Here is a 13,096-nt window from a genome sequence, read left to right on the forward strand (position 1 = left end):
GGGTCGAGCCGGACCGCGACCCAGGTGGTGCGCCGGGCGGCGGCCGGCAGCGGGCCGAGCACCTCCATGTAGGAGGCGAGTGCGGGGGAGTTCGCCGGCAGCGCGGCGCTGCCGGGGTAGCAGTGCCAGATCACCTGGATGCCGTCGAGCACCACGCCGCGGTCCTCGAGGCAGGGCGCGAGCGCGCCGAGCGGCAGGTTGGGCGAGCTGCCGACCTGCGAGACCAGCGCGGGCGCCGGGTCGACGAGCAGCACCGCGGTCCAGGTGCTCTGGTGCCAGGCGAGGCCGAGCGGGTGCCGCTCGTGATCCATGCCGTGCGCCACCACGAGGTCCGGCACGGCGAGGCGCAGCAGGCTCACCCGCGGGTCGTCCGGGCCGGTGACCGGCGTGCCCTCTTCGTCGGCGATGCTGTCGACGCTGACCGGCTTGGTGCGCCTGCTGACCCGGGTGTGCGAGCGGAAGGCGTACTGGAGCGTCAGCTTGATCCACTGGGTGAACCAGCGGCCGCGCCAGCGGATGGCCGCGACCAGCAGCCCGATGAGCGTGATGGCGGCGGCCACGTAGAGGGTGACCATCGAGTTCTCGATGGCGAGCAGCACGAGGCCGATCGCGAACGCGATCTCCAGCACCACCACGTTCGACACCGGCAGCGCGCCCAGGCTCGCCCCGCTCGTGCGGCGGCGCGCGGACACCGGCTGACGCGGCTGAGCCGGCCGTGGCCCGCTGCCACCGCCGTCCGGACCACCGGGACCGCCCGGCCCACCAGGCCCACCAGGCCCACCGGGACCGCCCGGACCCCCGGGCCCACCCGGCACGATGGGGCCCTGGCGAGGTCCGCTGCCACCGGGACCGCCACGCCCCGGCGGTCTGGGCGGCTGCCCCGGCGGTGGCGTCCGGCCCTGCCGTGGTGGGTTGCTCACGGACATCCGCTCGATCGTCTCCTCATGGTGTGCTCCCGGCCGCTCGATTGTGCCGGTTGTGGAGAACCAACATGCAACCGAGGCTCGTGGGTCTATCCTGCGGAACGGTACCGCGAGCGGGGAGTTGTAGAGGCGAGAATGCCATCGACACCGACAACCAAGTCCCAGGTTCAGGCGTATCGCTTCGTCCTGCGCCGAATGCAGTCAGCGTTGGTCCGCAAGGACGCCGTGATGCTGCACGACCCCATGCGCACGCACAGCCGCGCCACGATCGTCGGCGTGGCCCTGGCCGCGCTGGGTCTGCTGGGGTTCCTCATCTGGGGAATCCTGTCGCCCAAGCCGAAGGTGCCGAGCGAGGACGGCATCGTCATCGGCAAGCCGTCCGGCCAGGTCTACGTGCTGGTCACCCAGCCGAAGAAGCAGCTCATCCCGGTGTTCAACCTGGCCTCGGCCCGGCTGCTGCTCTACGCGCGGACGCTGGGTGAGGAGGAGAACGAGCTCAACGGCTCCGGCGGGCCGGGCACGGGCAACACGCAGGTCTACGCCCCCACCGTGGTCGACGACAACGAGCTGCGCGACGAGATCCCGCGCGGCCGCAAGGTCGGCATCGCCGACGGGCCGGACCTGCTGCCGAGCGCGGACCAGCGCGCCGAGTCGCGCTGGACCGTGTGCGACCAGTACCAGCTCGACGATGACCTGACCGATCCGGCGCGCGACGACATCGTCGAGACCAGCGTCATCGCGGGCGTCCGGGAGCGCGGGCCGGAGCTGGCGGAGAACGCGTCGCTGCTCGTGCGGGCGGAGAACGACGACGTGTACCTCGTGTACCGGACACCGCCGACCGCGAACGAACCCATCGCGAGCACGGTGCGCGCCAAGGTCGACATGGAGGAGGAGAGCATCACGGCGGCTCTGCGAGTCCAGGACGAGAGCCTCCGCAACATCAGCACCGGCATGCTCAACGCCATCCCGGAGAAGGAGCCGCTGGCCGCGCCGAACATCCCCGGTTTGGGCGACCAGCCGGAGTCCGGCACGCCGCCGGGACTGGACATCGGGACCGTGTTCAGCGTGGAGCCCACCGGCCAGGCCGAGAGGTTCTACGTGGTCCTGCGCAACGGCATCCAGCAGATCAAGAAGACGACCGGCGACCTGATCCGGTTCCGGGAGGACCTCACCGGTGGTGAGATCGAGAAGCGGTCGCCGCAGGACGTCACCAGGAGCACCGTGCTCGATGGCGAAGACCGCGCCATCGACGACTCGACGTTCCCCGAGCAGCAGACCGAGGTGCTGAAGCCGGAGAACTACCCCGTCGCGTGCCTCGGCTGGGAGACGACCGGCTCCGGCGACAACGAGGAGGAGCGCACCTCGGTGCACGTGGGCAACGACATCCCCGGTGTCCCGAAGGACCCGAGCACGGAGGGCGGGTTGAAGTGGGTCGACGTCTCGACGCCGGGCTCGACGGGCGTCCGGATCCACCACTTCTACATGCCACCGGGCCGGGGCGCGGTGGTCCGCCAGGCCACGTCGGCGGCCGACTTCGCGACCGGCCCGATCACGCTGGTGTCCGACCGCGGCGTGAAGTACGGCGTGCCGGACAGGGCGACCGCGCAGATCCTCGGCCTGGACAACCCGCCGCCGGACCCGGCTCCCAGCGAGATCCTCAAGCTGCTGCCCGACGGCGCGTCGCTGGACCCGCGCAACGTCGAGCAGAGCTACGACACGGTGCCCGTCGGGGGCGGCGTGTATCCGACGGATTCCCAGGACGCCGACGCGGGCAGTAGCGGCCAGTCGGGCGGCGGTTAGCCCGACTAATGGCGGTAGGTGAACGTGGCCCGCTCGCCTATCGTCGTGCCACCGACGTCCTGCCGTCCGCGAGTGAGGTGTGCCCGTGTCCGGGATCAAGTTCGACGCCGAGTGGGTCAGCGGTTACGCCGAGCTCGCCGCGCAGAGCGCCGACGAGCTGGGCGCGGGCGTGGAGATCATGGCCACCACCTGGGTGAGCGACGAGTCGTTCGGCCGGCTCGGCCGCACGCTGCACGCCACGGAGGCCTACGGCTCGGTCGCCGGGACGCTGCGGGACCAGCTGAGCCGGGCGGTGGAGGCGCTGGGCTCCGCGTCCACCGGCCTCGAGCAGGTCACCGCCAGGTACGTCGACGCCGACGAGTCGACCGCGTCCACCATCCACCGGCAGAGCTGAGGGGTCGCCATGTACATCGACGAGCCGGAGGTCGACGACCAGGCGGTCGGCCAGGTGACCAGCCAGCTGTCCGGTCCGGCGCCCGACGAGGCGCCCGAGCCGGCACCGCCCGCGCAGGGATCCGCACCGGAACCCAAGCCGGAGCCGAAGCCGGCCCCCGAGCCGGAGCCCGAGCCAGCGCCGAAGCCGGACCCCAAACCTGCGGACCCCCCGCCTGCCGACCAGGACCGGCCCGCTCCCAGGGGGCCGGACGGTCAGGACATCGCGAAGCGGTACGCCAGTCAGCTGGCCTACCTGTCGAGGCTGGCGCGCGACCTCGGCGTGCCCGACCCGGTCGAGGAGTACTTCACCCCGGTCGTCGGCCGGTGGAGCGACCTGGAGGCGGAGGCCGCCCGCTGGCGGCAGGTCGGCACCGGGACGTCGATCATCACCGACGCGCTGAACTCGCCGCTGGGCAAGCTGGACGCGGCCTGGGACGGCGCCGCGGCGACGTCGTTCATCGAGTACATGCAGCGGGTCGGCCTCGCGGGCCAGGACCTGTCCGACGCGATGCTCGCGCTGGCCGACGTGCTGGACGTGACCGCGGAGGGCCTCCGGGAGATCGTCCAGCAGCTGGGCGGCGTGCTGGCGGAGACGGCGGAGGCGTCGTCCCAGGCGATGGTCCTGCCGGTGCAGGGCGACGAGCGCACGCGGCAGTTCCTGGACATGATGCGCCGGCCGATCAGGGAGCTCTTCGAGGCGGTCCGCCAGGTGCTCGAGGCGTTCGTGCAGCTGTGCGAGGGCATCGACGGCTCCGAGGCGTTCGAGCCGATCAAGATGGCGCACACGTTCCCCGAGGAGAACTGGTCCTTCGAGTCGCCGAGGATCCCCGAGACGAGGTCCCCGGCGGGCCCGGGGACCGACGCGGCGAAGTCCGACCTGGCCGGCCTCGGTGCGGGTGCCGGCGGGTTCGGCGGCGGCGGTGGTGGTGGCCTGAGTTCGGCTCTGAGCGGCCAGAGCATGGCCCAGGGCGGCTACGCGGTGGCGACCGAGCAGGCGCCGACCCCGAAGTCGGGGGGGACCGGGGCCGCGGTCGCGGCGTCGTCGTCCTCGGAGAACGGGAACCGCCCGCGCATGATGGGCGGCGGCATGATGCCGATGGCCGGGATGATGGGCGGCATGGGCCAGGGGGGCGGCGGCCAGCACAAGTCGCGCACCCGGATCGTCGGCGACCCGCAGGACATCTTCGGCAAGCCGGAGAAGGCGTCGACCCCGGTGATCGGCGACGACTGACCCGGCCGCGACACTAGCGGGCGGCGTCGGACGCCAGGGTCGGTTCCTGTGCGATGAGCACGGTGATCAGGACGAGCCAGGTGATGACGAACGCCAGCACCCAGAAGCGCGGGTTGGTGATGAGCCGGGTCATGGAGGAACCTCCCTCGGGGCAGGTCGGGCGGGGTTGCCTGAGATGGGCGCCGGGCGGCCGCTCGGGCCGTCCAGCTACAGCCATCGGTTCCGGCGGAATATTCGGTACAGGATCAGGCAGACGGCGACGATCACGAGCATCACCATCGGGTAGCCGAACCGCCAGTGCAGCTCGGGCATGTGGTCGAAGTTCATCCCGTAGACGCCGACCCCCATGGTCGGCACCGCGATGATCGCGGCCCACGCGGTGATCTTGCGCATGTCCGTGTTCTGCTGCAGCGAGATCTTCGCGAGCGTCGCGTCGACCAGCGTGGTCAGCAGCTCGTCGAAGTTCGCCACGCGCTCCGACACGGTCGTCAGGTGATCGTCGACGTCGCGGAAGTACGAGCGGACCTGCTCGGGGACGAGTGGCGTGTAGCCCTCGGCGAGGCGGCGCAGCGGGACAGCCAGCGGCATCACGGCCCGGCGCAGCTCGAGGATCTCCCGCTTCATCAGGTACATCTGCTCGGCGCCGATCGGGCTGCGCGGGGCGAACACGCTGGTCTCGATCACGTCGATGTCGTTCTCGAACGACTCGCTGACCGCGAGGTAGGAGTCGACGACCCGGTCGGCGATGCCGTGCAGCACGGCTGCCGGGCCGATGCGCAGGCGGTCCGGTTCGGACTCCAGCTCCTCGCGCAGCTCGCCAAGACCGGAGTGCCTGCCGTGGCGGACGGTGACGATGAAGTCCTTGCCCAGGAACGCCATGATCTCGCCGGTCTCGACGATCTCGTTGGCGGTCGTCGGCGACTCGTGCTCGATGTAGCGGACCGTCTTGAGGACCATGAACATGGTCTCCTCGTACCGGTCCAGCTTGGGCCGCTGGTGCGCGGTCACCGCGTCCTCGACGGCCAGCTCGTGCAGCCCGAACGTGTCCGCGACGCCCTGGATCTGCTCCTCGTCCGGCTCGAACAGGCCGATCCACACGAAGCCGTCGCGCCGCCTGCGCACCTCGGCCATCGCGTCGACGTACGACCACCTGCCGGGCAGGCGCTCGCCGTCGACGTAGACCGCGCAGTCGATGACGTGCGCGGCGACCTGCGGGGCCAGCCGCGAGCCGGCACGGGCGACCGGACGGCGGTTCGACCGGCCTCTCAGGCCGCCCAGCGAGGGGATGGCAGGCATGTGTGGTCCTCCAGCGAGGGAACGTCGAGTCACGACGCGCCGGAGAGTCATCCGGCGCCGAAGCGTCCCGGCCGGACCACGGGCCCGCCGCTAGCGGCGAGCCCTCACGGCGAGGACGCGGGTCCTACTGCTACCAGTTGCGCCGTCATGGTCATGCGGTTCGCTCACGCGTCTCACCTCCTCGAGTCGATGGGTGCGGGGTCACTCACACACCGGTCGTCAACCGTACTCCACCTGGCAGACTGCACTGAGTTCGGACGGTCACGGGCCAGTGCGCAGGCAGCGGAGGCAAAGCGGTGCGGTTCGGTCGCTACTACGAGGAGTTCGAGGTCGGCGCGGTCTACAAGCACTGGCCGGGCAAGACGGTCACGGAGTACGACGACCACCTGTTCTGCCTGCTCACGATGAACCACCATCCGCTGCACCTGGACGCCAACTACGCCGAGAACACCACCGACTTCGGCCGGAACGTGGTCGTCGGCAACTACGTGTACTCGCTCGTCCTCGGCATGTCCGTGCCCGATGTCTCCGGCAAGGCGATAGCGAACCTGGAGATCGAGTCGCTGCGGCACGTGAAGCCGACGTTCCACGGGGACACGATCTACGGCGAGACCGAGGTGCTCGACAAGACCCCGTCGAGGTCGAAGGACGACCGGGGCGTGGTGTACGTGGAGACCCGCGGCTACAAGCAGGACGGCACGGTGGTCTGCGTGTTCCGCCGCAAGGTGATGGTGCCGAAGCGGTCCTACGGCGAGGCAAGGGGAGGCGAGCAGCCGGGCCGTCCGGAGCCTCGGGCAGACTAGGCGCCATGGCCGCCGCGACGCTGGAGGAGATCCGACGACGGCTGCGGTGGTTCGCCGACGAGCACGCGGCGACGATCTCCCCGCTGTACAGCCATCTTGCCGGGTACGCGGCGGACGACGACGAGATCGCCGGCCTGCTCACCGCCGCCGACTCGACGGCGGCGGACGCCACGCTGCTGTTCGCCGCGGTGGCGCGGGTGTTGCAGGCCGAGCCCTTCCACGAGCTGACCATCTACTACCCGTCGCTCGGCGGCAGCTACGGCCCGGACGGCGGCACGTGGCCGCTGTTCCGCACGTTCGTCCTGGAGCACGCGGACCGGATCCGGGAGCTGATCGCCACCCGGGTCACCCAGACCAACGAGGTGCGCCGGGCCGCGCTGCTCTATCCCGCGGTGTCGATCGCCGCGAAGCAGGCCGGCAAGCCGGTGGGCCTGCTCGAGGTCGGCACGAGCGCCGGGCTGCTGCTGGGCATCGACACCTTCGCGTACCGCTACCAGACCGAGCAGGCCGGGCAGCTCGCCGCCGGCCCGGCCCGCTCACCGGTCGGACTGCACTGCGCGTTGGCGCTGGCCCCGGGCGCGACGCTCCCGTCGATCCCGAGGAGGCTGGCGACGGCGGCGAAGATCGGGCTGGACAACCGTCCCGTCGACCTGGCGGACGAGGAGCAGTACGCGTGGCTGGAGGCGTGCATCTGGCCGGACCAGCCGGAGCGGCTGCGGCTGTTCGGCGCCGCGGCGCTCGCCCAGCGCAAGTCACCTCCGGAGCTGGTGGCCGGCGACGCGGTGACGGATCTGCCCACGGTGGCCGCGCGGGTCCCGGCCGAGGTGCCGCTGGTGGTGGTGACGAGCAACGTCCTGTGGCTCTTGGATGAGGACCGGCGCCGAGCGTTCCTGTCGGCGCTGGCCGCGCTGGCCGCTGACCGTCCACTGTGGTGGGTCAGCCACGAGGGCTACCGGGCCGCGCTGGAGCTGCTGCTCCCGGACCGCGCCGACCTGCGCCCCGGCACGGGCGAGCAGACCTTCGGCGTCCTGGGCCTGGTCCGCTGGTCCGACGGCAAGTCGGACGCGACCGCCCTGGCCAGGACCGCCTGGCACGGCGAGCGCATGGAATGGCTCACCTGAGCCGGAAACAGGCCATCGCGGCCGTGAGTACACAAGGGACGGTCACCGGTCCTTCGGCAGCGCGTCCCAGGCCCGCAGCGTGTCGGCCAACTCCGCGACCAGCTCGCCGCGCGCCGCCAGCTCCTCGAACTCCGCCCGGCCCACCCATGCCGCACCGCTCGCGTCGTCGCCCGGCACCAGCACGCCGCCGACGACGCTCCCGGCGTAGTCGAAGATCTCGTACACCCCCGACGGCGCCGGGCGCTCCACCCGCCCCACGAGCGAACCCGGCCGGACCGCCAAACCGGTCTCCTCGAGCAGCTCGCGAGCCACCGCGTCGCCGTCCGACTCGCCCGGCTCGACGCGTCCGCCCGGAAGCGACCACAGGCCGGCGCCCGGTGCGTGGCCGCGCCTTATCAGCAGCAGTCGCCCCGCTGCGTCATGCACGATCGCACCGACACACCTGATCATCGGAACGTGAGCGCCGGTCACGAACACACAGCGTAGCCAATTCGCGTTACCACACCGGCGCTCTGCCCCAAGAGCGGGACTCCCCTCCCGTAAGTGCCCGCTGTGCGGTACAAGTGTGTCAGGGTTTTCGTTCAACAACCTACGATCACGGAACGCGTGGGACACGGAGTAGCTCGCGGTGAATGTCAAGAAGGTCCTGATAATTTCCGGCGCGGCATTGATTGTGTTCTTCCTGGTGACCCAACCAGTCCAGTCCGCCGCGCTCGTGACGTCGATCCTCAACACCCTCAAGGACGCCGCCGAAGCGGTGATCACGTTCGTTCGTTCGGTTTTCCAGACCTGATACGAGTACCGTCGAAGCATGTTCGCGCCACGCGATCCCGACGAGTACCTGCTGGACTCCGAGCGCCGGGTCATTCGGGTGCGCCTGCACTGGGCGTGCCTGGCCTGGGACGTCTTCGAGGCCGTCGCGCTGCTGGCGGTCGCCGTGATGGTCTCCTACCTGCTGCCGCCCGCGATGTGGCTGGTGCAGAACATCCTCTGGTACGCCGCGCTGTTCGTCGTCCTGAGCTTCGCCTACAAGGTCATGCTCTGGTGGGTCGAGCGGATCGTGGTGACGGACAAGAGAATGATGATGACCACCGGCATCATCACCACGAAGGTGCTGATGATGCCGATCACCAAGGTCACCGACCTCACCTATGAGCGGCCGTTCGTGGGCCGCATCCTCGGCTACGGAACGATGATCGTCGAGTCCGCCGGTCAGATCCAGGCGCTGAACCGGCTGGAGTACCTGCCGCGGGCCGAGCAGGTCTACGACGCCATCTCCAAGCTCGTCTTCGGCAACAAGGAAGACCAGGCCGCGCGCTTCTCGATGATCAAGGCGCAGCGACTGGCCAAACGGAAGCCGGTGGTGGGCTGATCGGAGCCCTCACGTTCAATGGGGACGTGACGATCGATCTGCACACCCACTCGACCGCGTCGGACGGCACCGACACCCCCGCCGAGCTCGTCGCCAACGCGGCGGCGGCCGGCCTCGACGCCGTGGCGATCACCGACCACGACACCACCTCGGGCTGGGCCGAGGCGCTCGCCGCGCTGCCGGCCGGCCTGCGGCTCGTGCGCGGCGCCGAGCTGTCCTGCCTGAGCCCGGACGGCCGCGGCGGCCACTGCAACGTGCACCTGCTGGCCTACCTGTTCGACCCGGAGGCAGAGGCGGTCGTCGGCAACCAGGCGCGGGTGCGCGCCGAACGGCGGAACCGGCTCGCGACGATCGCCGGGCGGATGGCCGCCGACGGGCTGCCGGTGAGCGCCGACGACCTGCTCGCGGGCCTGCCGCCGGACTCGACCGCGGGCCGGCCGCACATCGCGATGGCGCTCGTCCGGGCCGGCGTGGTGTCCACTGTGGACGAAGCGTTCGCGCGTTACCTCAACGACCGCGGGCGGTACTACGTGTCCAGCTCGCGGACACCGGTGGAGGCGTCGATCGAGATGATCGCCCGGGCCGGCGGCGTGACCGTGCTCGCGCACGCGTTCGCCCACCGCCGCGGGCCGACGGTCACCGCCGAGGTGATCAAGGAGCTGGCCGGCGTCGGCCTGAACGGCGTCGAGGTGGACCACCCCGACCACGACGCGGAGGCGCGGTCCCAGCTGCGCGACCTGGCCGACGACCTCGGGCTGATCACCACGGGCGCGAGCGACTACCACGGCACCAACAAGGTCATCCGGCTGGGCGAGGAGACCACGTCGCCGGAGATGCTGGACGCGATCATCGAGCGGGCAACCGGAGTCGAGATCGTCACCAGGTCGTGAACCTCTTCGACGCCCGGCTGTTCGCCGAGGTCACGATCACGCTCGTGGTGATCATGGACCCGCCGGGCACGGTGCCGGTGTTCCTGAGCCTCGTCGGCCGCCGGACCCGGCCCGCCCGGCTGCGTGCCGCGCGCCAGGCGGTACTGGTGTCGCTGGGCGTGATCAGCCTGTTCGCGCTCGGCGGCGAGGCGATCCTGAGCTACCTGCACATCGGCATTCCGGCGCTGCAGGGTGCGGGCGGGCTGCTCCTGCTGCTGATCGCGCTGGACCTGCTGACCGGGCGGGAGACCGCGCAGTCGCAGGCGGTCGAGGACGTGAACGTGGCGCTGGTGCCGCTCGGCACGCCGCTGCTGGCCGGCCCGGGCGCGATCGCGGCGACGATCGTGTTCGTCCGGCAGGCCGAGGGGCAGACCGGTGCGTACGTCGCGCTCGGGTGCGCGATCGTGGCCGTGCACCTGGTGCTGTGGCTGTGCCTGCGGTACTCGGGCGCGCTGATCCGGCTGGTCAAGGACAGCGGCATCACGCTGCTGGCCAAGATCGCGGGTCTGCTGCTCGCGGCCATCGCGGTCCAGCTGATCGCCGACTCGGTGCGGGGGTTCGTGGGGGCCGCGTGAGTGTCGGTGGGCTGCTCTACGGTTGACGGCGTGCAACTCGGGTTCGACGCGATGCCGCGCAAGCTCATCAAGGTCACGCCGGCCCGGCTGTCGACCTGGATGGACTGCCCGCGCCGGTTCCGGATGGCCTACCTCGACCGGCCGTCGCCGCCGCGCGGGGGAGCGTTCGCGCACAGCACGCTCGGCGCGGTCGTGCACAACGCGCTGCGGGCGTTCTTCGAGCTGCCGGTGCGCCGCCGCACGCCCGGCGCCGCGGCCGCGCTCGTCGGCCAGCTCTGGAGCGACGAGGGCTTCGCGGGCCCGATGCAGGCGGCGACCTACCGCGACCTGGCGGCGACGTGGGTGTCGGACTACGTCGCGGACATCGACGTGGCGGACGACCCGATCGGCCTGGAGCGCTGGGTGTCCGCCCCGATCGGCACCATCGTCGCCGAGGGCCGGGTCGACCGCATCGACGAGCGCGAGGGCCAGCTGGTGATCGTCGACTACAAGACCGGCCGCGCTGCGCTGACCACGGACGACGCTCGGTCTTCTCAGGCGCTCGCGCTGTACGCGCTGGCCGCGCGGCGCACGTTGCGGCGGCCGTGCCGGCGGGTGGAGCTGCACCACCTGCCGAGCGGGACGGTGGCGACGTGGGAGCACACCGAGGAGTCCCTGACCAGACATCGGACGCGGGCCGAGGAGGCGGCCGAGGAGTTCAACCTGGCGACGGATACCCTGGGCGCCGGTGGCGATCCGGACGTGCTGTTCCCGCCACGAGTGGGTCGGCATTGCGCCTGGTGTGACTTTCGGCGCAGCTGCCCCGAGGGGCAGGCCGCCGGCCCGCAGGCCGAGCCGTGGGCGTTGCTCGCTCGCGTCGACGAGGTGAAGGGATGAGCCGTGTCAGAAAACGTGCCCACGGTGCCCCTGTCGACTTCCGGCGAGACGGCGGTGGCGTTGGCCCCTGACCGGCCGACGCCCCCCGCGCGCTTCCGCGGGGGCTTCGGTCGCGAGCTGGCCGGCGCGCTGGCGGTGGGCCTGTCCGTGCTGGCGATCGTCGTGCTGGTGTTCCAGGTCCTGGCCTGGGTCCGCGACGTACCCGGCCCCGGCGCGACGATGGTGGGCGGCCACCTGGGCGCGGCGGTCCTGGCGGTGCTCGTGCAGCGGATCGCGGACAAGAACGGCGGCTGGGTCACCACCGTGGCGGCGGCCACCGTCGTGGTGATCACCGTGGTCACCATGTGGCTCCTGTGGTGGTCCTGACCGCCGTCAGACGTTGACGCCGAAGCTGCGCAGCCACGGCTGCGGGTCGACGGGCGTGCCGTCCTGGTGAACCTCGAAGTGCAGGTGCGGACCGGTGGACTGGCCCTCGTTGCCCATCGTCGCGATCTGCTCGCCCGCGCCGACGCTCTGGCCGACGCTCACCTGGAACGTGGCGATGTGGCCGTAGACGGTGATCACCCCGCCGTTGTGCTGGACCCGCACCCACTGACCGAAACCGCTCGCCGGGCCCGCGTCGATCACCTGGCCGGCCATGGCCGACAGGATGGGCGTGCCGATGGAGTTGGCGATGTCGAGGCCGTAGTGGATGGTGCCGCCCCGCGGGCCGAACCCGGAGGTGAGCGTGCCGACGGCGGGCCGCACCACGTCCCCGGAGGCGGATACCGAACCGGCCGTCGTGGCCTGGGCGAGCAGCGACGCCTTGCGTTGGGCGAGCCGGCCCGCCTCGGCCTTGGCCGCGTCCTGGGCGGCGAGCGCCGCGGTGTAGGCGCGCTTGGCGGCGGCCTTCGCCGTGGCGGCCCTGTCCCGGTTGATCGCGGCGTCGGCGAGCGCCGCCCGGGCGTCGCGCTCGGCCTTCGCCTTCCGCGCGGTGGCCTTGCTCATGGTGTCCAGCACGTCGACGTACTCGCCGCCGAGCACGTTGAGCATCGACGCCTGTTGCAGCATGTCGTCCGGGCTGTCCGACGTGAGCAGGGCGGTCACCGAGGTGACGGTGTTGCCCCCGCGGTAGCTCGCACCGGTGAACTGGTCGAACCGCCCTCTCGTGTCCTGCTCGAGCTTCGCGGCCGCGCGCGCGTCGGTGCGGGCACGCTGCTCTCTTTTGCCGGCGGCCTTGACCGCTCTGACGGCCTGCTTGTGCCGCTTCTCCGCGGCGGTGAACACGCCGAACGTCTTGCCCAGCTTGACCTGCGCGGCCTTGAGCTCGGCATCGGCCGCCGCGATCTGGTCGTCGAGCGAGGGCTGCTGGCCGGCGGCGGCCGGGCCGCTCGGGGTCGCGACCACCGCGAATGCGGCGAGAAGGATCGCGATTGCGAACGTGACTCGCGTCCGTCTATGACGCGCGCGCATACACAACTCCATGGATTCCTTGGGGCACGCGGCGCGGGGGAACACTCACGCGCCCAGGATCGGGGGCGTCGCGACTATGCGCCCGATCCCTACGCGGAATCCACCCCGTCATGACCCTCGTCACACTATTTAGGTCACAGCCGCGACACGCCAACACCACGAACCCCTAACGTTCCATACGGCACATGGCGTCTCCGGCCCGGGTGAAGACCTCGGGCAAGCGCGAACGCTGCGCGACCCAACGTCACGAACTACTACGGAGCCGACCGTCCCGCGGTTCACC

14 protein-coding genes and 1 pseudogene are annotated in these 13,096 nt (G+C 71.1%); 11 read left to right on the forward strand and 4 right to left on the reverse strand.

From position 1 onward, the window contains the following. Window positions 1-644, reverse strand: a pseudogene (locus tag ACRDTB_RS24155) (type VII secretion protein EccE); the annotation flags it as partial. A 414-nt stretch (window positions 645-1,058) separates the two neighbouring features. Here ACRDTB_RS24155 and eccB point away from each other — a divergent pair. The 3 genes from eccB to ACRDTB_RS24170 all read left to right on the forward strand — a co-directional run bounded on the left by eccB (window position 1,059) and on the right by ACRDTB_RS24170 (window position 4,389). Next, a complete protein-coding gene (eccB, locus tag ACRDTB_RS24160; RefSeq protein WP_431433794.1) occupies window positions 1,059-2,723 on the forward strand; it encodes a type VII secretion protein EccB in 1,665 nt (554 codons plus the stop codon). 85 nt (window positions 2,724-2,808) lie between these two features. Further along, window positions 2,809-3,117, forward strand: a complete 309-nt coding sequence (locus tag ACRDTB_RS24165) for a hypothetical protein (protein WP_431433796.1) — start codon at window positions 2,809-2,811, stop codon at window positions 3,115-3,117. Window positions 3,118-3,126: 9 nt separating this feature from the next. Then, window positions 3,127-4,389 carry a WXG100 family type VII secretion target gene (locus tag ACRDTB_RS24170; RefSeq protein WP_431433798.1) on the forward strand — a complete coding sequence of 421 codons (1,263 nt, stop codon included), beginning with the start codon at window positions 3,127-3,129 and terminating at the stop codon, window positions 4,387-4,389. Window positions 4,390-4,596: 207 nt separating this feature from the next. Here ACRDTB_RS24170 and ACRDTB_RS24175 read toward each other — a convergent pair whose 3' ends face one another. After that, window positions 4,597-5,685, reverse strand: a complete 1,089-nt coding sequence (locus tag ACRDTB_RS24175; protein WP_431433800.1) for a magnesium and cobalt transport protein CorA — start codon at window positions 5,683-5,685, stop codon at window positions 4,597-4,599. 296 nt (window positions 5,686-5,981) lie between these two features. On the opposite strand from ACRDTB_RS24175, the gene ACRDTB_RS24180 reads away from it, so the two are divergent. Beyond that, window positions 5,982-6,488 carry a MaoC family dehydratase gene (locus tag ACRDTB_RS24180; RefSeq protein ID WP_431433802.1) on the forward strand — a complete coding sequence of 169 codons (507 nt, stop codon included), beginning with the start codon at window positions 5,982-5,984 and terminating at the stop codon, window positions 6,486-6,488. Between the two features lie 5 nt (window positions 6,489-6,493). After that, the gene (locus tag ACRDTB_RS24185) at window positions 6,494-7,609 is read left to right on the forward strand and encodes a DUF2332 domain-containing protein (RefSeq protein ID WP_431433803.1); all 1,116 of its coding nucleotides are present in this window, start codon (window positions 6,494-6,496) and stop codon (window positions 7,607-7,609) included. A 42-nt stretch (window positions 7,610-7,651) separates the two neighbouring features. Here ACRDTB_RS24185 and ACRDTB_RS24190 read toward each other — a convergent pair whose 3' ends face one another. Next, the gene (locus tag ACRDTB_RS24190) at window positions 7,652-8,059 is read right to left on the reverse strand and encodes an NUDIX hydrolase (protein ID WP_431433848.1); all 408 of its coding nucleotides are present in this window, start codon (window positions 8,057-8,059) and stop codon (window positions 7,652-7,654) included. 178 nt (window positions 8,060-8,237) lie between these two features. Between ACRDTB_RS24190 and ACRDTB_RS24195 the strand changes: the two genes are divergently transcribed. The 6 genes from ACRDTB_RS24195 to ACRDTB_RS24220 are packed head-to-tail and all read left to right on the forward strand — an operon-like array spanning window position 8,238 to window position 11,727. Next, window positions 8,238-8,402, forward strand: coding sequence for a hypothetical protein (locus tag ACRDTB_RS24195; protein WP_331973883.1), 165 nt, complete (start codon window positions 8,238-8,240; stop codon window positions 8,400-8,402). Between the two features lie 18 nt (window positions 8,403-8,420). Next, complete coding sequence (locus ACRDTB_RS24200; RefSeq protein WP_431433805.1) at window positions 8,421-8,981, forward strand: PH domain-containing protein; 561 nt, start codon at window positions 8,421-8,423, stop codon at window positions 8,979-8,981. Window positions 8,982-9,007: 26 nt separating this feature from the next. Then, entirely contained in the window at window positions 9,008-9,871 is an 864-nt protein-coding gene (locus ACRDTB_RS24205; protein ID WP_431433807.1) for a PHP domain-containing protein, read from the forward strand. Then, window positions 9,868-10,485, forward strand: coding sequence for a MarC family protein (locus tag ACRDTB_RS24210; RefSeq protein ID WP_431433809.1), 618 nt, complete (start codon window positions 9,868-9,870; stop codon window positions 10,483-10,485). The genes ACRDTB_RS24205 and ACRDTB_RS24210 overlap by 4 nt, the downstream gene beginning before the upstream one ends. 51 nt (window positions 10,486-10,536) lie before the next feature. Continuing rightward, window positions 10,537-11,361, forward strand: a complete 825-nt coding sequence (locus tag ACRDTB_RS24215) for a RecB family exonuclease (protein ID WP_431433850.1) — start codon at window positions 10,537-10,539, stop codon at window positions 11,359-11,361. 24 nt (window positions 11,362-11,385) lie between these two features. Beyond that, complete coding sequence (locus ACRDTB_RS24220; protein ID WP_431433811.1) at window positions 11,386-11,727, forward strand: hypothetical protein; 342 nt, start codon at window positions 11,386-11,388, stop codon at window positions 11,725-11,727. A 6-nt stretch (window positions 11,728-11,733) separates the two neighbouring features. Here the strand turns inward: ACRDTB_RS24220 and ACRDTB_RS24225 are convergent, their stop codons facing one another. Further along, window positions 11,734-12,813 (reverse strand): M23 family metallopeptidase, encoded by a 1,080-nt coding sequence (locus ACRDTB_RS24225; protein WP_431433813.1) that lies wholly within the window; start codon window positions 12,811-12,813, stop codon window positions 11,734-11,736. Between the last annotated feature and the right edge of the window lie 283 nt (window positions 12,814-13,096).

Source organism: Actinophytocola sp. (assembly GCF_050699935.1).
GTDB lineage: Bacteria > Actinomycetota > Actinomycetes > Mycobacteriales > Pseudonocardiaceae > Actinophytocola.

Coding starts and splice junctions, on each gene's coding strand:
- ACRDTB_RS24175 (WP_431433800.1), bottom strand. CDS start 5,685: ATGCCTGCCATCCCCTCGCTGGGCGGCCTGAGAGGCCGGTCGAACCGC.
- ACRDTB_RS24225 (WP_431433813.1), bottom strand. CDS start 12,813: ATGCGCGCGCGTCATAGACGGACGCGAGTCACGTTCGCAATCGCGATC.
- ACRDTB_RS24200 (WP_431433805.1), top strand. CDS start 8,421: ATGTTCGCGCCACGCGATCCCGACGAGTACCTGCTGGACTCCGAGCGC.
- ACRDTB_RS24185 (WP_431433803.1), top strand. CDS start 6,494: ATGGCCGCCGCGACGCTGGAGGAGATCCGACGACGGCTGCGGTGGTTC.
- ACRDTB_RS24170 (WP_431433798.1), top strand. CDS start 3,127: ATGTACATCGACGAGCCGGAGGTCGACGACCAGGCGGTCGGCCAGGTG.
- ACRDTB_RS24215 (WP_431433850.1), top strand. CDS start 10,537: ATGCCGCGCAAGCTCATCAAGGTCACGCCGGCCCGGCTGTCGACCTGG.
- eccB (WP_431433794.1), top strand. CDS start 1,059: ATGCCATCGACACCGACAACCAAGTCCCAGGTTCAGGCGTATCGCTTC.
- ACRDTB_RS24190 (WP_431433848.1), bottom strand. CDS start 8,059: ATGATCAGGTGTGTCGGTGCGATCGTGCATGACGCAGCGGGGCGACTG.